The sequence below is a fragment of the Mycolicibacterium sp. XJ2546 genome (assembly GCF_053483195.1).
In genome coordinates this window covers 67,847-88,529 of sequence record NZ_JBEFRW010000015.1, presented here as the reverse complement: position 1 = coordinate 88,529, position 20,683 = coordinate 67,847, and the positions used below count along the sequence as shown (strand labels likewise).

The 20,683-nt window shown below is 70.6% G+C and carries 18 protein-coding genes and 1 pseudogene; 7 read left to right on the top strand and 12 right to left on the bottom strand.

Translation table 11 applies throughout. The annotated features are described in order from the left end of the window. Positions 1-16: 16 nt before the first annotated feature. Positions 17-3,601, bottom strand: coding sequence for a cobaltochelatase subunit CobN (gene cobN, locus ABQE44_RS20905; protein WP_448394142.1), 3,585 nt, complete (start codon positions 3,599-3,601; stop codon positions 17-19). 340 nt (positions 3,602-3,941) lie between these two features. Next, complete coding sequence (locus ABQE44_RS20900) at positions 3,942-4,163, bottom strand: hypothetical protein (protein ID WP_448431719.1); 222 nt, start codon at positions 4,161-4,163, stop codon at positions 3,942-3,944. Between the two features lie 118 nt (positions 4,164-4,281). Here ABQE44_RS20900 and cobG point away from each other — a divergent pair, with 118 nt between their 5' ends. From cobG to ABQE44_RS20885, 3 genes are read left to right on the top strand one after another with little or no spacing between them, the layout of a single operon-like run. Continuing rightward, the gene (cobG, locus tag ABQE44_RS20895; RefSeq protein WP_448394144.1) at positions 4,282-5,400 is read left to right on the top strand and encodes a precorrin-3B synthase; all 1,119 of its coding nucleotides are present in this window, start codon (positions 4,282-4,284) and stop codon (positions 5,398-5,400) included. 9 nt (positions 5,401-5,409) lie between these two features. Then, entirely contained in the window at positions 5,410-6,036 is a 627-nt protein-coding gene (locus ABQE44_RS20890; RefSeq protein ID WP_448394145.1) for a precorrin-8X methylmutase, read from the top strand. After that, positions 6,033-7,496, top strand: coding sequence for a precorrin-2 C(20)-methyltransferase (locus ABQE44_RS20885; protein ID WP_448431717.1), 1,464 nt, complete (start codon positions 6,033-6,035; stop codon positions 7,494-7,496). The genes ABQE44_RS20890 and ABQE44_RS20885 overlap by 4 nt, the downstream gene beginning before the upstream one ends. Positions 7,497-7,571: 75 nt before the next feature. Here ABQE44_RS20885 and ABQE44_RS20880 read toward each other — a convergent pair whose 3' ends face one another. From ABQE44_RS20880 to ABQE44_RS20865, 4 genes and pseudogenes are all read right to left on the bottom strand, one after another. Beyond that, positions 7,572-8,066 (bottom strand): cupredoxin domain-containing protein, encoded by a 495-nt coding sequence (locus ABQE44_RS20880; RefSeq protein WP_448431750.1) that lies wholly within the window; start codon positions 8,064-8,066, stop codon positions 7,572-7,574. Then, positions 8,067-8,288: pseudogene (locus ABQE44_RS20875) on the bottom strand (multicopper oxidase domain-containing protein); the annotation flags it as partial. It lies immediately after the preceding gene. A 1,837-nt stretch (positions 8,289-10,125) separates the two neighbouring features. Next, a complete protein-coding gene (locus tag ABQE44_RS20870) occupies positions 10,126-11,214 on the bottom strand; it encodes a DUF8744 domain-containing protein (protein WP_448431715.1) in 1,089 nt (362 codons plus the stop codon). Further along, positions 11,207-11,848 (bottom strand): helix-turn-helix transcriptional regulator, encoded by a 642-nt coding sequence (locus ABQE44_RS20865; RefSeq protein WP_448431713.1) that lies wholly within the window; start codon positions 11,846-11,848, stop codon positions 11,207-11,209. Before ABQE44_RS20865 ends, ABQE44_RS20870 begins: the two co-directional genes overlap by 8 nt. Positions 11,849-11,963: 115 nt before the next feature. Between ABQE44_RS20865 and ABQE44_RS20860 the strand changes: the two genes are divergently transcribed. Both ABQE44_RS20860 and ABQE44_RS20855 read left to right on the top strand, forming a co-directional pair. Further along, positions 11,964-12,719: a DUF2249 domain-containing protein gene (locus ABQE44_RS20860; protein WP_448431711.1), complete on the top strand. Its 756-nt coding sequence runs from the start codon at positions 11,964-11,966 to the stop codon at positions 12,717-12,719. A 34-nt stretch (positions 12,720-12,753) separates the two neighbouring features. Further along, the gene (locus ABQE44_RS20855; RefSeq protein ID WP_448431709.1) at positions 12,754-13,818 is read left to right on the top strand and encodes a phosphotransferase family protein; all 1,065 of its coding nucleotides are present in this window, start codon (positions 12,754-12,756) and stop codon (positions 13,816-13,818) included. On the opposite strand, the gene ABQE44_RS20850 is transcribed toward ABQE44_RS20855, so the two are convergent. Genes ABQE44_RS20850 through ABQE44_RS20835 form a run of 4 tightly spaced genes read right to left on the bottom strand, consistent with a single transcriptional unit; the run spans position 13,802 to position 17,247 of the window. Continuing rightward, positions 13,802-14,527 carry a cobalt-precorrin-6A reductase gene (locus ABQE44_RS20850; protein ID WP_448431707.1) on the bottom strand — a complete coding sequence of 242 codons (726 nt, stop codon included), beginning with the start codon at positions 14,525-14,527 and terminating at the stop codon, positions 13,802-13,804. The two genes, ABQE44_RS20855 and ABQE44_RS20850, sit on opposite strands and share 17 nt — an antisense overlap. Continuing rightward, positions 14,527-15,282 (bottom strand): precorrin-4 C(11)-methyltransferase, encoded by a 756-nt coding sequence (gene cobM / locus ABQE44_RS20845; RefSeq protein ID WP_448394153.1) that lies wholly within the window; start codon positions 15,280-15,282, stop codon positions 14,527-14,529. The genes ABQE44_RS20850 and cobM overlap by 1 nt, the downstream gene beginning before the upstream one ends. Beyond that, a complete protein-coding gene (gene cbiE / locus ABQE44_RS20840; protein ID WP_448431705.1) occupies positions 15,279-16,460 on the bottom strand; it encodes a precorrin-6y C5,15-methyltransferase (decarboxylating) subunit CbiE in 1,182 nt (393 codons plus the stop codon). The genes cobM and cbiE overlap by 4 nt, the downstream gene beginning before the upstream one ends. A 28-nt stretch (positions 16,461-16,488) precedes the next feature. Next, positions 16,489-17,247, bottom strand: a complete 759-nt coding sequence (locus tag ABQE44_RS20835) for a decaprenylphospho-beta-D-erythro-pentofuranosid-2-ulose 2-reductase (protein WP_448394155.1) — start codon at positions 17,245-17,247, stop codon at positions 16,489-16,491. 35 nt (positions 17,248-17,282) lie between these two features. Here ABQE44_RS20835 and ABQE44_RS20830 point away from each other — a divergent pair, with 35 nt between their 5' ends. After that, complete coding sequence (locus ABQE44_RS20830; RefSeq protein ID WP_448394156.1) at positions 17,283-17,708, top strand: F420-dependent biliverdin reductase; 426 nt, start codon at positions 17,283-17,285, stop codon at positions 17,706-17,708. 7 nt (positions 17,709-17,715) lie between these two features. Here the strand turns inward: ABQE44_RS20830 and ABQE44_RS20825 are convergent, their stop codons facing one another. Then, on the bottom strand, positions 17,716-18,855 hold the full coding sequence (locus tag ABQE44_RS20825; protein ID WP_448431703.1) for a M24 family metallopeptidase: 1,140 nt from the start codon (positions 18,853-18,855) through the stop codon (positions 17,716-17,718). Between the two features lie 38 nt (positions 18,856-18,893). On the opposite strand from ABQE44_RS20825, the gene ABQE44_RS20820 reads away from it, so the two are divergent. Beyond that, positions 18,894-19,853 carry a 5'-3' exonuclease gene (locus ABQE44_RS20820; RefSeq protein WP_448431701.1) on the top strand — a complete coding sequence of 320 codons (960 nt, stop codon included), beginning with the start codon at positions 18,894-18,896 and terminating at the stop codon, positions 19,851-19,853. A 6-nt stretch (positions 19,854-19,859) separates the two neighbouring features. On the opposite strand, the gene ABQE44_RS20815 is transcribed toward ABQE44_RS20820, so the two are convergent. Next, complete coding sequence (locus ABQE44_RS20815) at positions 19,860-20,645, bottom strand: DUF4333 domain-containing protein (protein WP_448431699.1); 786 nt, start codon at positions 20,643-20,645, stop codon at positions 19,860-19,862. Positions 20,646-20,683 lie beyond the last annotated feature (38 nt).

The window sequence follows — 20,683 nt, the reverse complement described above, 5'->3', positions numbered from 1 at the left end:
GAGTCACGCGCGGACGTCAGCCTTCGAGGTCGCCTTCGGTTTCGAGCAGCACCTGGCGCAGGCTTTCCAGCGTCGCCGCATCGGGTTGCGCCCACATGCCGCGGTCCACGGCCTCCAACAACCGTTCGGCCATCCCGTGCAGCGCCCATGGGTTGGATTCGACCATGAATTTGCGGTTCTCGTCGTCCAGCACGTACTCGGCGGTGAGTTGCTCATACATCCAGTCGGCCATCACGCCCGCGGTCGCGTCGTAGCCGAACAGGTAGTCGACCGTGGCAGCCATCTCGAAGGCGCCCTTGTAGCCGTGCCGGCGCATCGCGTTCATCCAGCGCGGGTTGACGACGCGGGCCCGGAACACGCGGGTGGTCTCCTCCGACAGCGTGCGGGTGCGCACCGAGTCGGGCCGGGTGTTGTCGCCGATGTAGGCCGCGGGGTCCTTACCGGTCAGCGCTCGCACGGTGGCGACCATGCCGCCGTGGTACTGGAAGTAGTCGTCGGAGTCGGCGATGTCGTGTTCGCGGGTGTCGGTGTTCTTGGCGGCCACCGCGATCCGGCGGTACTGGCGGCTCATGTCTTCAGAAGCAGGCCAGCCGTCCAAATCTCGGCCGTAGGCAAACCCGCCCCACGCGGTGTACACCTGGGCCAAGTCGGCATCGTCGCGCCAGTTGCGGCTGTCGATCAGCTGCAGCAGCCCTGCGCCGTAGGTACCGGGTTTGGATCCGAAAATCCTTGTAGTGGCGCGTCGTTGGTCACCGTGTTCGGACAAGTCGACTTGGGTGTGGGCGCGCACATAGTTGGCCTCGGCGGGCTCGTCGAGGTTGGCGACCAACTGCACGGCGTCGTCGAGCATCGTGACGACGTGCGGGAACGCGTCGCGGAAGAACCCGGAGATGCGCACGGTCACGTCGATGCGGGGCCTGCCGAGTTCGGCGAGGCCGATCGGTTCCAGGTCGACCACGCGCCGCGAGGCCTCGTCCCACACCGGCCGCACCCCAAGCAGGGCCAGCACTTCGGCGATGTCGTCGCCTGCGGTGCGCATCGCCGAGGTGCCCCACACCGACAGCCCGACCGACTCCGGCCACCGGCCGTGGTCGTCGCGGTACCGGGCCAGCAGCGAATCAGCAAGTGCCACACCGGTTTCCCACGCCAGCTTGGACGGCACGGCGCGGGGGTCCACGGCGTAGAAGTTGCGTCCGGTGGGCAGCACGTTGACCAGCCCGCGCAGCGGTGAGCCCGACGGGCCGGCCGCGATGAACCGGCCCTCCAACGCGCGCAGGATCTGATCGATCTCGGCTGCGGTACCTGCCAACCTGGGTACCACCTCGTTGGCCGCGAACCGCAGCACCGCGGCGACGTCGGCGTTGTCGGTCAGCGTGTCGACGATATCCGGGTTCCACCCCGACCCCTGCAGCGCGGCAACGAGTTCGCGGGCTTGAGATTCTGCTGCGTCAACGGCGGTGCGTTCGTCGTTGCCGTCCTCGGCCAGGCCGAGCGCCTGGCGCAGCCCGGGCACGGTGTGCTCGCCGCCGAACAGCTGGCGGGCCCGCAGCACCGCCAGCACGAGGTCGAGTTCGGCTTCGCCGGCGGGTGTTTCGGCCAGGATGTGCAGACCGTCGCGGATCTGGACGTCTTTGATCTCGCACAGCCAGCCGTCGACGTGCAGCAGCATGTCGTCGAACGAGTCCTCGTCGGGCCGGTCCTCGAGCCCGAGGTCGTGGTCCATCTTCGCCGCGCGCATCAGCGTCCAGATCTGCTGGCGGATGGCGGGCAGCTTGCCGGGGTCCAGCGCGGCGATGTTGGCGTGTTCGTCGAGCAGCTGCTCCAAACGGGCGATGTCACCGTAGGTTTCGGCTCTGGCCATCGGCGGGATGAGGTGGTCGACCAACGTCGCGTGCGCGCGGCGCTTGGCTTGGGTGCCCTCACCGGGGTCGTTCACCAGGAACGGGTAGACCAGCGGCAGGTTGCCCAGCGCGGCATCCGGTGCGCAGGCGGCCGACATACCCAGCGTCTTGCCCGGCAGCCACTCCAGGTTGCCGTGCTTGCCGAGGTGCACGACGACATCCGCGCCGAAACCCTGGTCCAGCCAGTGGTAGGCGGCCAGATAATGGTGGCTCGGCGGCAGGTCGGGGTCGTGATAGATGGCGACCGGGTTCTCGCCGAAGCCGCGTGGCGGCTGCACCATCAGCACCACGTTGTCGGCCTGCAGCGCTGCGATGACGATTTCACCGTCGCGGTCCTGGCTGCGGTCGACGAACAGCTCACCGGGCGGCGGACCCCATTGCGCCGTCACGGCATCGGTGAACTCCGCGGGCAGCGTGTCGAACCACGCCCGATAGTCCTTGGTGGACACCCGGATCGGGTTACCTTCCAGTTGGCCTTCGCTGAGCCAGTCGGGGTCCTGTCCCCCGCGTTCGATCAAGGCGTGGATCAGCGCGTCCCCATCGCCGGCGTCCAGGCCCGGAATGTCGCCGACCGCGTACCCGTGCTCGCGCATCGCCCGCAGCACGGCGACGGCGCTGGCCGGTGTGTCCAGGCCGACGGCGTTGCCGATGCGGGCGTGCTTGGTGGGATAGGCGCTGAACACCACCGCGACCCGCTTCTGCTCCGGCGGGATCGCGCGTAACCGGGCATGGCGCACCGCAAGCCCGGCGACGCGGGCGCAGCGTTCCGGGTCGGCGACATAGGAGATCAGCCCTTCGTCGTCGATCTCCTTGAACGAGAACGGAACCGTGATGATGCGCCCGTCGAACTCGGGAACCGCGACCTGGCTGGCGACGTCGAGCGGGGACAGCCCGTCGTCGTTGTCGTGCCACTGCGCCCGCGAGCTCGTCAGGCACAGCCCTTGCAGGATCGGGATGTCGAGGGCGGCCAGATGCGCCACGTTCCAGGTGTCGTCGTCACCTCCGGCGGTGACGGCGGCCGGGGTGGCGCCGCCGGCGGCCAGCACGGTGGTCACCATCGCGTCGGCGGTACCGAGCAGCTCGAGCAGTTCGGCGTCGGCCGTGCGCAGCGACGCGCAGAACACCGGCAGTGCCCGCCCGCCCGCGTCTTCGATAGCCGCGCACAGCGCATCCACATAGGCGGTGTTACCCGCCAGGTGTTGGGCGCGGTAGTAGAGCACCGCGACGGTGGGGCCGTCGGCGTTGCGGACCGGACGCTCGAGAACGCCCCAGGTCGGGGTGGTCACCGGAGGAGCGAACCCAAAGCCGGTCATCAACACCGTGTCGCACAGGAACGCGTGCAGCTGCCGCAGGTTTTCCACCCCGCCCTGCGCGAGGTACAGGTGGGCCTGCACGGCCACACCGGCCGGCGTGGTGGAGTGGCCCATCAACTCCGCGTCGGGTGTCTGTTCGCCGCTGACCACCACCGTGGGCAGCCCGCTGGCCACCACCGAATCGATGCCGTCCTGCCACGCCCGGTAGCCGCCGAGGATGCGTACCACCGCGATGTCGGCCGCGCCGAGCAGTTCCGCGAGTTCACCGTCGACGAGCCGCGACGGGTTGGCCCACCGGTACTGCGCGCCGCTGGCGCGCGCGGTGATCAGGTCGGTATCGGAGGTCGACAGGACCAGGACGGTCGGGGTGCGTTGGGGCGGAGCCACGCCCCATTACTACCCCATCACCAAATTTCGCGGTTTGTGGAGCCGTAGCCGCGGTCAGCGCGGCTAGGACTCCTCAAGTCGCCCAGCCGGGGATCAGCGCCGATTCCACCGATCGTGGGTGGTGTTCGGATACGGCAAGCCCAGCGCGGCGACTAGGACGACCAACAGCGCGCCGAAGATCAGGAGTTCGAACATCGTTGTTCCTTCCAAGAGATCCAGATGTGCAGAAGCTACGACCAAAACCAGCACAAGTGATCGATATGTGTGGCACGGATCACCGCGGCCAGCGCTGTGGCCGGCGTCACACGCAAGGGGGTTTAGAGGCGGTCCGTTTGGCGGCTCATGAGGGAGTTTCGAGCCACGCGTACCGCTTCGGGTACTGGCGTCGCACCGGCTTCTGCTTCTTCTGCATTGCGGCCGGTTTCGCGCAGCGCGGGGCCGCGGTGCCCCACAGCACCTGCTGTTCGGTGATCAGGACCGGCTCGTCGACGGGCGCCTGCGCGCGGACGCTACGGGTAGTCGGGGTGGCTGTTGGGTCAGAATTGGTTGTCAGACTGCTCATTTCATACTCTCCACCGTGGTTGCCCGGTATCTGATGAGAAAGCTTCGACCGCTGACGCCCGGGCGTCATGCGTAGCCGACTACCTGTGTTTCAGGTGACCCCGGCGTACGGTGAGCCCATGGCTCGTACCCGCGATCACGACGCCTGCCCCGGCGCCTTGCACGTGCACCGCGCCGCCGACGGTGCGCTGGCGCGGGTGCGGCTTCCCGGCGGGATGATCACCGCCGCGCAACTGCGGGCGGTGGCGGGCGCCGCGGCGCGGTGGGGTTCTGGCACTGTGGAACTCACGTCGCGGGGCAACATCCAGATCCGCGGCATACAGGACGACCCGGTCGGGGTGGCCGATGCTCTCGCGGCTGCGGGGCTGCTGCCGTCACCGACACATGAGCGGGTGCGCAACATCGTGGCCTCCCCGCTGTCGGGCCGGACAGCGACGGCCGCCGACGTCCGCTTCACCGTCACCGATCTCGACGACGCGATCCAGGCGCGGCCCGGGCTCGCGGCGCTGCCGGGCCGGTTCCTGTTCGGCATCGACGACGGCCGCGGCGACATCTCCGGGCTGGCCGCCGACACCGGGGTGCACTTCGTCGGTGATTCGGCGGCGCTGCTGCTGGCGGGCCGCGACACCGGCGTGCGGCTGTCGGCACCGCAGGTGGTGCCCACGCTGGTCGACGTCGCTGCGCGGTTCGTCGACATCTGCGGAAAGGCTTGGCGCGTCGCCGAACTCGATGACGCCGGTGCGTTGATCGCCGATCTGGCGGTGACGGCCGATGCCGGTGCGACGTGGGAACCGGTCACGCGCCCACCGGTCGGCTGGATCGAACAGCACGACGGCCGCATCGCGTTGGGCGCGGCCGTGCCGCTGGGCGTGTTACCCGCCCGCACGGCCGAGTTCCTGGCCGCCATCGACGCGCCGATGGCGATCACCCCGTGGCGTTCGGTGTTGGTCTTCGATCTCGACGAAGCGCGCGCCGACACCGCGCTGCGGGTGCTCGCCCCGATGGGTTTGGTGTTCGACGAGCGCTCGCCGTGGTTGTCGGTCAGCGCGTGTACCGGCAGCCCGGGCTGCGCGCACTCGGCTGCCGACGTGCGCGCCGACGCCACCGCCGCAGCGGGCGAACCGGCCACCGGCCACCGCCATTTCGTCGGCTGCGACCGGGCCTGCGGCAGCCCGGGCGTCGGCGAGGTGCTGGTGGCCACCGGAGACGGATATCGGCCGCGCACCGCGCCACCGTAGGGTGAGCGGGTGCTCGACTACATTCGCGACGCCGCCGAGATCTATCGGCAGTCGTTCGCGATCATCCGCGACGAGGCCGACCTGGCGCGCTTCCCCGCCGATGTGGCCAGGGTGGTCGTGCGGCTGATCCACACCTGCGGGCAGGTCGACGTCGCCGAGCACGTCGCCTACCGCGAGGGCGTGGTCACCAAGGCCCACGCCGCGCTCGCCGCGGGCGCACCGGTGCTGTGTGACTCGTCGATGGTGGCCGCGGGCATCACGCGGTCGCGGCTGCCCGCCGACAACGAGGTGGTGTCGCTGGTCGCCGACCCTCGGGCACCCGAACTGGCGGCGCGACAGGGCACCACCCGCTCAGCAGCCGCGGTGGAGCTGTGGGCCGACCGCCTCGGCGGCGCCGTGCTGGCCATCGGCAACGCGCCGACCGCGTTGTTCCGGCTGCTCGAACTGCTCGACGACGGCGCCCCCACCCCGGCGGCGGTGCTGGGCGGCCCGGTCGGTTTCGTCGGGTCGGCGCAGTCCAAGCAGGAACTCATCGACCGGCCGCGCGGGATGTCCTATCTCGTCGTGACGGGTCGCCGCGGCGGCAGCGCGATGGCCGCCGCGGCCGTGAACGCGATTGCCACCGAAGAAGAATGACCGAAGTTCCCGGAAGACTGTGGGGTGTCGGGCTCGGACCCGGCGACCCCGAACTGGTGACCGTCAAGGCGGCACGGGTGATCGGCGAGGCCGACGTCGTCGCCTATCACAGCGCGCGGCACGGCCGTAGCATCGCGCGCGGCATCGCCGAACCGTATCTGCGGCCGGGCCAGATCGAGGAGCATCTGGTCTATCCGGTGACCACCGAGACCACCGACCATCCCGGTGGATACGCCGGCGCGATCGAGGACTTCTACCGCGAGGCCACCGACCGAATCGCCGCCCATCTGGAGGCCGGCCGCAACGTGGCGCTGCTCGCCGAGGGCGATCCGCTGTTCTACAGCTCGTACATGCATATGCACACCCGGCTCACGCAGCGGTTCGACGCGGTGATCGTGCCCGGTGTGACGTCGGTGAGTGCCGCGTCCGCGGCCACCGGCACCCCGCTGGTGCAGGGCGACGAGGTGCTGTCGATCCTGCCCGGCACGCTCGGCGTCGACGAGCTCAAGCGGCGCCTGGCCGACACCGACGCGGCCGTGGTGCTCAAGCTGGGTCGCTCGTATCCTGCGGTGCGCGAAGCGCTTTCGGCGTCTGGGCGGCTCGACGAGGCGTTCTACGTGGAACGGGCCAGCACCGACGCGCAGCGGGTGCTGGGCGCGGGCGAGGTCGACGAGCACGCCGTCCCGTACTTCTCGCTGGCGATGCTGCCGGGCCGGCCGCGACGCGCGCAGACCATCGGCAGCGTCGCGGTCGTCGGGCTGGGTCCCGGCGACACCGCGTGGATGACGCCGCAGAGCCGCCGTGAACTGGCCGCGGCGACCGACCTGATCGGCTACGGCCCCTACCTCGACCGCATCGGGGTTCGCGACGGCCAGCGCCGCCATCCCAGCGACAACACCGACGAGTCCGCGCGTGCGCGGTTGGCCTGCACACTGGCCGAGCAGGGCCGTGCGGTCGCGGTGGTGTCCTCCGGGGACCCGGGTGTGTTCGCGATGGCCACCGCGGTGCTCGAGGAAGCCAAGCAGTGGCCCGGCGTCGACGTGCGGGTGATCCCGGCGATGACGGCCGCGCAGGCCGTGGCCAGCCGCGTCGGTGCCCCGCTGGGCCACGACTATGCGGTGATCTCACTGTCGGACCGGCTCAAGCCGTGGGACGTGATCGCGGGGCGGTTGACCGCTGCGGCGGCCGCCGATCTGGTGCTGGCGGTCTACAACCCGGCGTCGAAAAGCCGCACCTGGCAGGTCGGCGCGATGCGCGATCTGCTGCTCGAGCACCGCGACCCCGGCACGCCGGTGGTGATCGGCCGCGACGTGTCGGGCCCCGCCGAAGAGGTGAAGGTGGTGCCCCTCGCCGACCTGGACCCGGCCGACGTCGACATGCGCTGCCTGCTGATCGTCGGGTCGTCGCAGACCCAGTGGTACGGCGAGCGGGTGTTCACCCCGCGCCGCTACCCCTCCTGATGCCGCCAGCGCTCAGTTAGGTACGGTTTCAGCCCGCCATTGCGTACCCAGGTGAGCGCTCGCGACAGATGTTCGCTAGCCGACTTTGATGATGCCGTGCGCGCCGCGTTCGGCGTCGACCATCGCGTGGGTGACGAACGGGTAGTGCCCCGGCTCGTCGAAGCTCAGCTCGACGAAACCGCCTTGGGCCGCGGACAATCCGAGGCTCTGCGCGCCGCCGGGGCCCGGCCGCAGCCGGTAGTCGCCTTCTGCCCACACGGTGTCGAACTGGCCGCCGACGACGTGAAAGGAGCTGCCGCGATTGGGTCCGGCGGCCAATACCCAGATCCGTACCCGTTCGCCGACGTTCGCGGTCAGCGGCGCATGGTCGTACTGGTTGGCATAACCGTTGAACACCACCAGATCCGGGGTGTCGGCGGCGACCTTCGCGGCGTCGACCTCACCGCCGGGCGAGCCGAGGTAGAACTCCGACTGCACCATCAGGTATTCGCGGTCGACCGGCGCCAAATCCGGCGGGTCGATGACCACCGCGCCGAACATGCCGTTGGCGATGTGCACCGACATCGGCATCGTCGCACAGTGATACAGCCACACGCCGGCGCGCGGCGCGGTGAACCGGTAGACCAGCCGTTCGCCCGGTTGGATCGTGCGCATCGGGCCGTCGGGGGCCAGCGCCCCGGCGTGAAAGTCGATCGAGTGTCCGATGGTGCCGTCGTTGACGAGGGTGATCTCGAAGACGTCGCCGACCTTGCCGCGCAGCGTCGGGCCCGGTGCCGAGCCGCCGATGTCCACAGCCGCTGGGTGATTCCCGGTGACACCTCCTGCTCGGTCTCGGTGACGGACAACGTGACGCGGTGGTCGGGGGTCGCGGCGGCCAGCACCGGGTCGTGCGGGGCGAAACCGGCGCCGGGGTGCGCGGTGAGACTGCGCGCGATGTCGTCGGCGCCGATCGATGCGACGCCGCCGTCATCGTGGTGGCCGGGGTGCGCCTCGGCGCCGACCGCGCGCACCACCAGCGACATTCCCATCTGACGGTGCCCGGCCACCGAACACCAGCCGTCGACGTCGGCGCCGATCACGCCGGCGTCGAGCACGGCGCTCTCCCCCGGCGCGAGGCGGCCGGTGCGGGTGCCGTTGGCCAGCACCAGATCGTGGCGGTCAGCGCCGGTGTTGACCAGCGTGACCACCAGCCGGTTGCCCGCGGGCACGTCGATGTTGTCGGGCACGTAGCGCATGCCCTCGACGTGCACCTCGACCTCGGTGGTCTGCCCGGTGGCGGTCACCGACGCCTGGGGCCCGCTGGCGATGCCGACCGCGGCGGGGTCGGCGGCCACCGCGGCCGCGGCCGTCAGCACCACGACGCCCACCCCCGCGGCGGCGACGCCGAGCCGGTATCGCACCGACGGCCCGGACGGCGGCGGCCCCGGCTTCGACGGCGTATCGCGGTGTTTGCGCGCTTGCCACACCGCCCGCACCAGCAGCGGCAGAAATGTGCCGTAGGCGATCAGCACCAGCACCGACGCCGCGACCCGCAGCAGGCTGGGGGTCGGCAGCACGCATAGCAGCAGCGCGGAGTTGGCGACCGCCAGCCGCCACGGCGCGCCGCGTTCCAGTTCGGTGGTCGCGGCGATCGCGGCGGCACGCCCGCCCACCACGATCGTCGTCAGATACGACAGCGCACCGAGCAGCACCTGGACCAGAAAGCCCGCGAGCACCACCACGGTGAGCGGGCCGGCCCGGTCCAGCACCGCGGGCCAGGTGGGTGCGGTCGCGAACGCGACGACGGCATAGCTCAGCGAGCCCAGCAGCCACACCACACCGGAAAGCACCGACAGCGTCGCAAAGCTGCTCGGCCGCTTGCGGCGCACCTCGTCGAGGTGGGGCCAGAGCACATATGCGGTCGCGGCGAGGTAACCCAGGGCGCCGGCGGCGGTGAACGCCGGTGAGCCCGCCAGCGCTCCCGACACCACCGCGGCCAACCCGGCGACCAGCGCGGGCAATCCGCGCCGGGCGGCCACCTCGACGCCGTCGGCCATCCGGGTGCGCAGCATCGTCGGCCACAACGTCACCAGCGTGCCCAGCACCGTCAACCCGACGAACCCGAACAGGTTCACCGCCGCGTGGGCGATGATGAACCGATCATGCAGCGCGCCAGGCAATGTCGCGTTGGCCATCGCCACGCCGAGGCCGGCGCCGACCGAAAGCAGCGCTGCCGCAGCGATGTAGTAGCGCACGGTATCGCCGAAGCGGGACGGCAGTGCGCAGCGCAGCTGACGTAGCAAGGTCGCGGCGTGGGCCAGCGCGACGGCAGCGACCGCGATGCCGCCGGTCAGTACCGCGGGCCAGAAGCCGACGATCATGCCGGCGACCACCGCAACGGCGCCGATGTTGAAAACCGCCAGCGCCCAGGCCTGCCCGGCCCGCGACGGGTCCGGCGGGCGACGCAGCAGCGCATCGGCGAAGTGGCGGCTCCAGATCAGGATCGCGTTGCTCGCCGCGCCGAGGCCGAGCAGATGCACCAGCAGCCAGCCCGATACCGGCACCGACCGGTGCACGAGCGCTATGCCGACAAGTGCTGCCAGCCAAGCGAATACGATCGACCCGACCCGAAGATGCCATCTACCGCGGTTCATGCCGGCACCGCGATCCGTCGGCGCGCCGCCGAACGCACGGCTACCGCGGCGAAGGCGAGCACCGCCACGATGTTGAGCACGCCGCCGACCTGCACCGCCCACTCGACACCGCGCACGTCGCCGGTCACCACCCGCAGCAGCAGCGAGGCGTGCAGCAGCGCGACCGGGCCGTACATCATCGGGGTGTACGGCAGCGGGCGCCGCAGCACCGCGGGCAGGATGACCGGTGCGTGCGCCATGATCATCGACAGCACGAAACCGAGCATCACCGCGTGCACGATCGCGTCGTAGCCGCCGCCGAAGTTCACCGGCCCGACCAGCAGCCACACCGAGCCGGGCACCAGCAACCACGCGTACCCGGCCAGCAGGCACACCGCCGTATAGCGCGTCAACCCGGTCGTGTGGACGGTGCGCCTGGCGACGTCGAACCGGAAGAGCCACAGCGCAATGGCCAGCACCGCTGCACCCAGCAGCGTGAAACCGACTGTCGGCCAGAGCAGTTGGGCGAGCGCACCGAAGACCAGCGCGGCCGCTGCCGTGCCGAGCAGCAGTTCCGCGTTGGTGCCCTGCATCGCCACCCGCGCCAGCTCGAGGCGTTCCCCGGCGATGGTCAGGATCAGGAATCCGGCCAGCCAGCCCAGCAGATCCGGGGTCGGCAGCCCGGCCGCCCACAGCAGCGCCGCTCCGGTCGCCAACACCGCGCCGGCGGCCTGCACCAGCACCGCGGCGTCCCAACTGCGCCGCCACAGCGGTACGTACACCGCCACCAGCAGCGCGGCGCCGGCCAGCAGCGTGACATCGGCGAGGTGACACGGCGCCGGGCTGACGAGCAGCACGCCGCCCAGCCCGAGCAGCGCCGGCGCGGCGTAGCACCACCGCCGTCCCGCCGCGACGGCGCGTTCGACCGCGATCAAGGTCCCGACGAAGCCGAGCACCAGCACGATGCCGTGCACCTCGGCCAGCCGGACCGTTTCGACGGGCGCGGGCAGCCCGAGGCGCAACAGCGCGGCGTCCAAACCGGCCAACAGCGCAACGGCTGCCGGCACCATCCAGACCGACCGAAGAGGAATTCGCTTCTCAGCCATGCCTTTTCACCACCGGATCGGGGAGGAACAGCCGGCAGGCACCGGGTTCGGCGAACGGAATCAGGTCCAGGCCCGGTCCGGTCGGTGCGCCGATGCTCTGCAGCAGTCCCTCGACGATGCCGAGGTGGACCTGGCAGACCACGCTCGGATAGCGGCGTGCGGCATCGAGCAGCGGGCAGCGGCGCAGGGCCACCCCGTTTCCGGAGCCGTCGTCGTCGGGGGCGAAGCCCAGCCGTGTCAGCGCATCGAGCACGGCCTGCTGTTGGTCGCCGTCGGCGCGGGCGGTCCCCTCGACCAGCTCGCGTCCCCACTCGACACCGGCAGCACGGGCGTCACGCTCCGGGTCGGCGCTGGTGCGGGCCAGATGCCCAGCCAGCGCGGTGGCTAGGCCCGCGTAGTCGCGGGCGGCCAGGGCGGGGTCGGCGGCGGACGGCCGATACAGGGCGGCCGGCCGCCCGCGCCCGACGGCGGGTTCGGTGGCGCGTTCGACGAGACCGTGGTCGACGAGCGCGTCCAGGTGTTCGCGGACGGTGTTCTGGTGCAGCCCCAACGCGGCGGCCGCGTCGGTGGTCCGCACCGGGGCGTGTGTGCGCACGTGCTCGAGCACCCGCAGTCGCTGTCCGGACAGGGGCACGTGACCAGCCGCCGGCGGAGTCGGTGGAGGGCCGAGATGCGGTGCACTATTTACCACGGAAATTATTGTAGTAAATTGCTGGGTGTCGGACCAGCCCAGCGGAAAGGAAGTCACCATGACCATCAACGAGGTGCTCGTCGCCACTACATCTGCCGATGCGGAGGCGGCCGAAACGGTCAAGAACCATCACGCCGAGCTGGCCGGACACCTGCAGGCGCTCACCGACGCGATGCTGGCGGCGGCCGAGCGCGGCAGCGACTTCGAGGCCGCGCGGTCGGCCGCAGCACAGTTCCTGACCGGCGAGCTGCTGCCGCACGCCGCCGCGGAGGAGGACCGGCTGTATCCGGCCGCCGCTCGCACCGAGCGGGCCCGGCCGTTGATCGAGTCGATGATCGCCGTGCACCGCATCCTGGCCGGCCTGGTGGACACGATCTGCACCGAGCCGTCACCGATGCGCGCCGCCGCGGCGGCGCACGCGCTGCGGGTGATGTTCGACGCGCACCTGGTCGACGAGAACGACCGGATCCTGCCGATCGTGGCCGCCGAGCCCGACGTCTCGCTCGCCGATGCTCTGGGTGGGATGCACGAGTTGCTCGGCGACCACCACGGCGGCGGGGGGCACACGTGCGGCTGTGCGCACGACGCCGAGGAGCCGGTGCTCGACGTGCGCGAGGTCCCGCACGCGATCCGGCATGCGACGGTCTTCGGCGCGTTCGACGCGGTTCCGGCGGGCGCCAGCCTGGTGCTGGTCGCCCCGCACGATCCGGTGCCGCTGCTGCGCCAGCTCTACGACCGGACGTCGGGGCGGGTCGCGGTGGATTACCTCGAACGCGGACCCGACGCGTGGCGGCTGCGGCTCGCGCGACTCTGAGGAGCTTTGGCGTCGCGGGTGTTATGTTCGGCGCGTGACCGGCATTCCACGTGGCCCCGAAGATGTAACGCCTGACTGGCTCGGCACGGCGCTCGGCGTCGACGTGCGCGCCGTCGACGTCGAGCCGATCGGTACCGGGCAGACCGGCGCCACCTACCGGGCGACGGTCACGTACGCGACGGCGCAGACCGCGCTGCCCGGGTCGTTCGCGATCAAGCTGCCCGCCCAGGACGACGCGGTCCGGGAGCGGGTGGCACTCGGCTACCGCTCCGAGGTGGAGTTCTACACCGACGTCGCCGAGAAGGTGGCCATCCCGGTCCCGGGCTGCTTCTACAGCGACATCACCGAGGACGGAACGGATTTCGTGCTGATCCTCGCCGATATGGCGCCGGCGGTGCAGGGTGATCAGATCGCCGGATGCAGCGAGCAGGAGGCCGCGCTGGCGGTCGAGGCGCTCGCCGGCCTGCACGCGCCGACGTGGTGTGATCCGGCCTGGACGCAGCTGGCGGGCATCGCGATGCCCAAACCCGGCGATGAAGCGGCAGCCGGCGGCATGGGTGAGGTGTGCAAGATGGCCGCCGAGATCACCATCGACAAACTCGGCGACTCGATGAGCGCCGAGGACCGCGAAACCCTTTCCGCCGCAATGGACGTCGTGACCCCGTGGCTGTTGACCGAACCGCAGCGGTTCGCGGTGATGCACGGTGACTACCGGCTCGACAACATGCTGTTCGACCCCGACCGCAAGCGCATCAGCGTGGTGGACTGGCAGACCGTCGGCGTCGGCCTGCCCGCCCGCGACCTGACGTATTTCACCGCGACCAGCCTGGTGCCCGAGATCCGCTCCAGCGTCGAACGCGACCTGGTGCGCCGCTACCACGAGGCGCTGACCGGTCACGGTGTCACTGACTACGACCTCGACACCTGTTGGCGCGACTACCAGTTGGGCGCGGTCCAGGCGCCGGTGCTCACCGCGCTGGGCTATGCGTTCGCCTCGTCGACCGAACGCGGTGACGAGATGATCCTGACCATGCTGAGCAGGGGCTGTCAGGCGATCCGCGACCTCGGCACGCTCGAGCTGATCACATCGTCGACCTGACCCACGCGACCGCGTCGTCGACGGTGCTCACGGTCATGACCCCGGCGGGCAGCGGCGGTCGGTCCACCACCACCACCGGGATGCCCAGCGCGTCCGCCGCATCGAGTTTGGGCCTGGTCATCGACCCGCCGCTGTTCTTGGTGACCAGCGCGTCGATGCGGTGCTCGCGCAACAGCGCCAGCTCGTCGTCGTAGCGGTAAGGGCCTCGCGACAGCACCACCTGGTGGCGACGCGGAAGGTCCACCGGCTCGGGCTCGGTGACGGCGCGGATCAGAAACCACGCGTCGACGCCGGCGAACGCGGCGATGCCGGACCGCCCGGTCGTCAGGAACACCCGCGAGTACCCGTTCTCAGCAACGGTTTTCGCCGCTTCGGTATCGGAGCTGACCAGGATCGCGTCACCGGGCGGCCAGGCGGGCCGGGACAGCAGCAGATGCGGGATCTCGAGTGCGGCGCACACCTCGGCGGCGTGCGCGGTCATGGTCGCGGCGTACGGGTGGGTGGCGTCGACGACGGCGTCGACGGGGTTGTCGCCCAGCCAGCGTCGCAGCCCATCCACCCCGCCGAACCCGCCGATCCGCACCTGACCCACCGGCAGCGCGGGGTCGGGCACCCGACCGGCCAACGAGCTGATCACCTCGACGTCGGGGTGCAGCTGTGCGGCCAGCGCGCGGGCCTCCGATGTGCCGCCCAGCAACAGGATTCGCATCAGTGCCGCTCTCCGCGCACCCGGTGCGCCGAGTACAGGTAGCTGTCGGCGAAACCCTCGGCGCTGAGCACGTCACCGACGACGATGACCGCGGTGCGGGTGATGCCCGCAGCCGTGGTCTTTTCGGCCAGTTCGGCCAGCGTGCACCGGACCACCCGCTCCTGCGGCCAGGATGCGAACGCGACGACCGCACAGGGTGTTTCGGGTCGATATCCGCCTGCCAGCAGCTCCGGCACGATCGAGTCGATCTGCGCGGCCGCCAAATGCAGCACCAACGTCGCACCCGACTGCGACAGCGTGCGCAGGTCCTCACCGGGCGGCATCGCCGTCGACAGCGTCGCCACCCGGGTCAACGTGATCGTCTGCGCGACACCGGGAACCGTCAACTCGCGACCGAGCGCAGCGGCCGCCGCAGCGAATGCGGGTACGCCGGGCACGATCTCGTAGCCGATGCCCAGCGCGTCGAGGCGACGACACTGTTCGGCCAGCGCACTGTAGATCGACGGGTCACCCGAGTGCAGCCGCGCCACATCCAGACCCGCGGTATCGGCGTCGGCGATCTCGGTGACGATCTGATCCAGCGTCAACGGGCCGGTGTCGACCACCCGGGCCTCGGGAGGGCACAGCGCCAGCAGGTCGTCGGGCATGATCGAACCGGCGTACAGGCAGACCGGGCATCGGTTCAGCAGCCGCTGCCCCCGCACCGTGATCAGATCGGCGGCGCCCGGACCCGCGCCGATGAAGTAGACGGTCATCGCTTGGTCACCGACCACTGCGTGACCGGAAATGCAGGCCGCCATCCGGTGAACCCGCCCAGCGGTTCTCCGGAGTAGTGCTGGTAGCGGCTCAGCTCACCGCCTAGCCGCGAATACCATTGAGCAACAACGGATTCTGATTCGGTGGTGACGGCGTTGACGACCAGCCGGCCGTCACCGGGCAGCCGGTCGAAGCACTCCTGCAACAGCCCGGGGCGGGTCAGCCCGCCGCCGATGAAGATGACGTCGGGCACCGTGGCGTCGTCGAAGGCCTGCGGCGCGTCGCCGCGGACGTCGACGTTGACCCCGAACGCCGTCGCGTTCTCGGCGATCCGGCTACGGCGCTGCTCGTCGCGTTCGAATGCCACTGCCCGGCAACCGATTCCGCTGCGGCACCATTCGATCGCAATGCTGCCGGAGCCGGCGCCGACATCCCACAGCAGCTCCCCCGGCCGTGGCGCCAACGCGGCCATCGTGACTGCGCGCATGGGTTGTTTGGTGATCTGGCCGTCGTTGGCGTAGGCGGTATCGGGCAGGATGCCGAATTGCCGCTCGTCGGGTAGATAGCGCACGGCCATCACGTTGAGGTCGTCGACGTCGCGCGGCGGGTCGGCGGCCCATTTTCGCGCCGTCTCCGAGCGGCGCCGCTCGGCCGGGCCGCCGAGTTGTTCGAGCACCGTGAACTCGGAGTCGCCGCGGCCGGTGGCGGTGAGCAATTGGGCCAGGGCCGCGGGGCTGCCGGCGTCGCGCGACAGCACGACGGCGGTGCCACCGCGGCGCACCGCGGTATGCGGTTCGGCCGTGACCAGGCTGACGACCTCGGTGTCGTGCACCGGCCAGCCGAGCCGGGCGCACGCCAGCGTCACCGACGACACGTGCGGCAGCACGGTGACGCGGTGTGCACCGTGCAATCGGACCAGCGAGCTGCCGACCCCGTGCAGCAGCGGGTCGCCGCTGGCCACCACGTGCACGTCGCCGTCGGCGCCGTCGCGCAGCGCGCGCAGGGCGGGCAGCATCGGCGACGGCCACTCGCGCCGCTCCGCTGTCACGGTGTCGTCGAGCAGGTCGAGCTGCCGGGGTGACCCGTAAACGACGGTGCTCCTTGCTAATTCGGCTCGTGCAGCCGGTGCCAGCCCGGCCATACCGTCCGCGCCGATGCCGACGACGATGATGCTCATGGCCGTCCGTTCTTCGCGCAAGCGCTCATCACCGCGGCAACCTCCGCCACACGAACTGCGGAAGCAACCGCATGCCGGCGAACACCGGCCGCAGTATTCCGGGCACCCACACGGTGCGGCGGCCCTTGGCCAGTGCGCGCGCGGTCGCGTCGGCGACCTGGGCCGGCGTGCTGGCGAACGGCGCGGGCGCCATCCCCTCGGTCATGCGCCCGATCACGAACCCCGGCCGCACGGTCAGCAGCCGCACCCCCGAACCGTGCAGCGCGTCGGACAGACCGCTGCAGAAGCCGTCGAGGCCGGCCTTGGCCGAGCCGTACACATAGTTGGCGCGACGCACCCGCACGCCCGCCACCGACGAGAACGCGACGATGGCCCCCGATCCGGCCGCGCGCATGGTCGCGGCGAGCACGGTCAGCAGGCTGACCTGAGCGACGAAGTCGGTGTGCACGATCGCCACGGCGTGCGCCGGATCCTGCTCGGCGTGGGTTTGGTCGCCGAGAATCCCGAACGCCAACACCGCGGTGCCGATCGGCCCGTGCTCGGCGACGATCGACTCCACCAGCGGCCCGTGTGAGGTGAGGTCGTCGGCGTCGAACTCGCGGACCGCGACGGTGGCGGCACCCGCAGCGCGCACTGCGGCCACCTGCTGGTCGAGGTCGTCGGCGCGGCGCGCCGCGAGCAGCACCCTGGCCCCGGGCGCCAGCCGGGTCGCCAACTCCAGCCCGATTTCGCTGCGCCCGCCGAAAACCACCACCAACGCCGCAGGGGTGTCGGCCGTGTCCTTCATGGCTGGGATTATCCACTGCGCTAAGTTGGGCCGTGATGGCCCAATCAAGTCGCAAGGCAACCACCAAGCTCAACAGCGATGCCTTGGCGTTTCTGTCCGAGCGGCATCTGGCGATGCTGACGACGCTGCGCGGCGACAACTCCCCGCACGTGGTGGCCGTGGGTTTCACCTTCGACCCGACCACCCACATCGCGCGCGTCATCACCAGCGGCGGCTCCCAGAAGGCCGTCAACGCCGAGAACCAGGGCGTGGCCGTGCTCAGCCAGGTCGACGGTGCGCGGTGGCTGTCGCTGGAGGGTAAGGCCACCGTCAACACCGACGCCGAGGCCGTCCGCGACGCCGAACTGCGGTATGCGCAGCGCTACCGCACCCCGCGGGTCAACCCCAAGCGCGTGGTGATCGAGGTCCGCGTAGAGCGGGTGCTTGGCTCCTCGAGCCTGCTGGACCGCGGCGAGGTTTGAGCCCGGGTTAGCTGCCCGGCACCACAAGCAGGTCATGCGGGCGGTTGTTGACCGGCTCGGCGCCATCGGCGGTGACGATGACGATGTCCTCGATCCGCGCGCCCCACTGGCCGGGGAAGTAGATGCCGGGTTCGACGGAGAACGCCATACCCTCCTCGAGCGGTAGGTCGTTGCCCGCGACGATGTAGGGCTCCTCGTGCACCGACAGCCCGATGCCGTGGCCGGTGCGGTGCACGAACGCCTCGGCCAACCCCTCGGCGGCCAGCGCATCGCGCGCGACGGCGTCGATCTGCTCGGCGGTCACGCCGGGACGCACGGCCTCGACGGCGGCGCGTTGCGCCCGCTGTAGCACCGCGTAGCGCCGCGCGATCGCAGGGCTGGGTTCGCCGATGCTGTAGGTGCGCGTGGAGTCGGAGTTGTACCCGGGTTCATAAGGGCCGCCGATGTCGACGACGACGACGTCGCCGGCGCGCAGTTCGCGGTCCGAGCATTCGTGGTGCGGGTCGGCGCCGTGCGGCCCCGAGCCCACGATGATGAACGCCACCTCCGAATGTCCTTCGGCGACAATGGCATCGGCGATATCGGCGGCGACGTCGGCCTCGGTGCGGCCGGGTTTTAGGAAGTCGGGCACCCTGGCGTGAACCCGGTCGATCGCCGCGCCCGCCCTGCGCAGGACGTCGATCTCCGCGACGTCCTTGATCATCCGCAGCCGGCGCAGCACGTCGGTCGCCAGCACCGGCGTCGCGCCGAGCACGTCGGCCAGCGGCAGCAGGTGCAGCGCGGGCATCGAGTCGGTGACGGCGATTTCGAGGGTGCGGCCGCCCAGCACATCGCCCATCACGTTGGCCACCATCCGGTACGGATCGTCGCCGTCGACCCAGTCGTGCACCGGCAGGCCGAGTTCAGGCACCGCCGAGGCCTTGAGCGCGGCCAACTCCAGGCGCGGCACCACGACCGTCGGCTCCCCGTCTGCGGGCAGCACCAGCGCGGTCAGCCGCTCGAAGGTCTGCGCACGCGACCCGATCAGGTAGCGCAGGTCGTAGCCCGGGCTGATCACCAAGCCGGCGAGCCCGGCTTCGGCGGCGGCGGTGGCGGCGGACTGCAGCCGTCGGGCATACACGTCGGCGCTGAAACGACTGGCGGTCATGGCTTTCAGGCTAGTGCGCCCCTGGCAGGATGACAGCCATGCCCGCACCCCTGTTGCTGCTCGACGGCGCCAGCATGTGGTTTCGCTCGTACTTCGGCGTGCCGTCCTCGATCACCGCGCCCGACGGGCGGCCCGTCAACGCGGTGCGCGGATTCGTCGATGCCGTCGCGACCGTCATCACCCGTGAGCGCCCCGAGCGGTTGGTGGTGTGCCGCGACGACGACTGGCGCCCGCAGTGGCGCGTCGACCTGATCCCGTCGTACAAGGCGCACCGCGTGGAGGAACCCCAGCCCAAAGGGGTGCCCGACATCGAGGAAGTGCCCGACGATCTGACGCCGCAGGTCGACATGATCTCCGAACTCCTCGACGCGTTCGGCATCGCGACCGCGGGCGCCGCGCAGCACGAAGCCGACGACGTGCTGGGCACCCTGGCGTATCGGGAACGACGCAGCCCGGTGGTGGTGGTCAGCGGCGACCGGGACCTGCTGCAGCTGGTGACCGACGATCCGGTATCCGTGCGGGTGCTCTACATCGGGCGCGGGCTGGCCAAGGCGACGTTGTTCGGGCCCAAGGAGGTCGCCGAGACCTACGGGGTGCCCGTGCACCGCGCCGGGCCGGCCTACGCCGAGCTCGCGTTACTGCGCGGCGACCCGTCGGACGGGCTACCGGGTGTTCCTGGGGTCGGCGAGAAGACGGCGGCCACGCTGCTGGCCCAGCACGGGTCGCTGGAGGCCATCATGGCCGCCGCGCACGACCCGAAATCGAAGATGTCCAAGGCGTTTCGGACCAAGCTGCTGGGCGCCACCGACTACATCGAGGCGGCGGGGCCGGTGGTGCGGGTGGCCACCGACTGCGACGTCGACCTCTCGACGCCCGACGACACGTTGCCGCTGGCCGCCAAGCATCCCCGTAAGGTCGCCGACTTGGCCCAAACTTACGGGGTCACCTCGTCGATCGGCCGACTGCAGAAGGCGCTCGACGGTCTGCCTGCGCGCTGATGGCCGCTACTTGGGGCGGCCGACCTCATAAGTGCCGCTGTCGTCCTGGAACGTCACGGTGACCTGACGTTTGGTGCCGTCGATGCTGACCTCGCAGTCGAAGGTGCCGCCCTTCTCGACGACGGGGTTCTGGCCGTCGTTGCACTTGACGTCCTTGACGTTCTTGGCGCCGTAGCCGTTGGCCTCGTCGGTGAGGATCTGCTGCACACCGCTTTGGGCCGCGTCGATGTCGAGCTTGGTGGTCACGAAGAAGCCGGGCGTCCAGAACCCGAGCACCAGCACCACCGCGATGATGACCGCGGCCAGCACGCCGACGACGCCGCCGATCACCTTCAGCGAACGCTTGGAACCCTCTTCACCGCCGGGCTGGCCGTACTGACCCGGCTGCTGACCGTACTGGCCGGGTTGGCCGTAGGGCTGACCGTACTGGCCGGGCTGGCCGTACTGGCCCGGCTGCTGACCGTACTGGCCGGGTTGGCCATAGGGCTGGCCGTACTGGCCGGGTTGACCGTACTGCCCTGGCGGATAGCCCTGCTGCCCGTACTGCTCGGTCGGCGGGTACTGCTGCGGAGGCTGGTAGGCGGGCTGCTGGTACTGCGGATACTGCTGCGCCTGCTGGGGATCGTAGGCGGGCGGCTGCCAGGCAGGCTGCTGCTGCTCGCCGGTGGGCTGCTGCCACTGCTGGTTCGCCTGATCGGTCGACGGCGCATCGCTCGATGGCTGGTCCGTCGGCTGTTCCGGCTGCTGGCCGGGCCACGGCTGCGTCGGATCAGATCCCTGCGGTCCGCTCATCTCACTCCTTCACCCGCGGCCGCGCCGCGGTTCGGTTC

Excerpts from the sequence above, each read along its gene's own strand:
- cobM (WP_448394153.1), bottom strand. The coding sequence starts at position 15,282 with ATGACCGTCTACTTCATCGGCGCGGGTCCGGGCGCCGCCGATCTGATC.
- cbiE (WP_448431705.1), bottom strand. The coding sequence starts at position 16,460 with ATGAGCATCATCGTCGTCGGCATCGGCGCGGACGGTATGGCCGGGCTG.
- ABQE44_RS20815 (WP_448431699.1), bottom strand. The coding sequence starts at position 20,645 with ATGAGCGGACCGCAGGGATCTGATCCGACGCAGCCGTGGCCCGGCCAG.
- ABQE44_RS20900 (WP_448431719.1), bottom strand. The coding sequence starts at position 4,163 with ATGAGCAGTCTGACAACCAATTCTGACCCAACAGCCACCCCGACTACC.
- cobG (WP_448394144.1), top strand. The coding sequence starts at position 4,282 with ATGGCTCGTACCCGCGATCACGACGCCTGCCCCGGCGCCTTGCACGTG.
- ABQE44_RS20820 (WP_448431701.1), top strand. The coding sequence starts at position 18,894 with ATGCCCGCACCCCTGTTGCTGCTCGACGGCGCCAGCATGTGGTTTCGC.
- ABQE44_RS20835 (WP_448394155.1), bottom strand. The coding sequence starts at position 17,247 with ATGAAGGACACGGCCGACACCCCTGCGGCGTTGGTGGTGGTTTTCGGC.
- ABQE44_RS20860 (WP_448431711.1), top strand. The coding sequence starts at position 11,964 with ATGACCATCAACGAGGTGCTCGTCGCCACTACATCTGCCGATGCGGAG.
- ABQE44_RS20870 (WP_448431715.1), bottom strand. The coding sequence starts at position 11,214 with ATGGCTGAGAAGCGAATTCCTCTTCGGTCGGTCTGGATGGTGCCGGCA.
- ABQE44_RS20830 (WP_448394156.1), top strand. The coding sequence starts at position 17,283 with ATGGCCCAATCAAGTCGCAAGGCAACCACCAAGCTCAACAGCGATGCC.
- ABQE44_RS20885 (WP_448431717.1), top strand. The coding sequence starts at position 6,033 with ATGACCGAAGTTCCCGGAAGACTGTGGGGTGTCGGGCTCGGACCCGGC.
- ABQE44_RS20850 (WP_448431707.1), bottom strand. The coding sequence starts at position 14,527 with ATGCGAATCCTGTTGCTGGGCGGCACATCGGAGGCCCGCGCGCTGGCC.
- ABQE44_RS20825 (WP_448431703.1), bottom strand. The coding sequence starts at position 18,855 with ATGACCGCCAGTCGTTTCAGCGCCGACGTGTATGCCCGACGGCTGCAG.
- ABQE44_RS20880 (WP_448431750.1), bottom strand. The coding sequence starts at position 8,066 with ATGCCGATGTCGGTGCACATCGCCAACGGCATGTTCGGCGCGGTGGTC.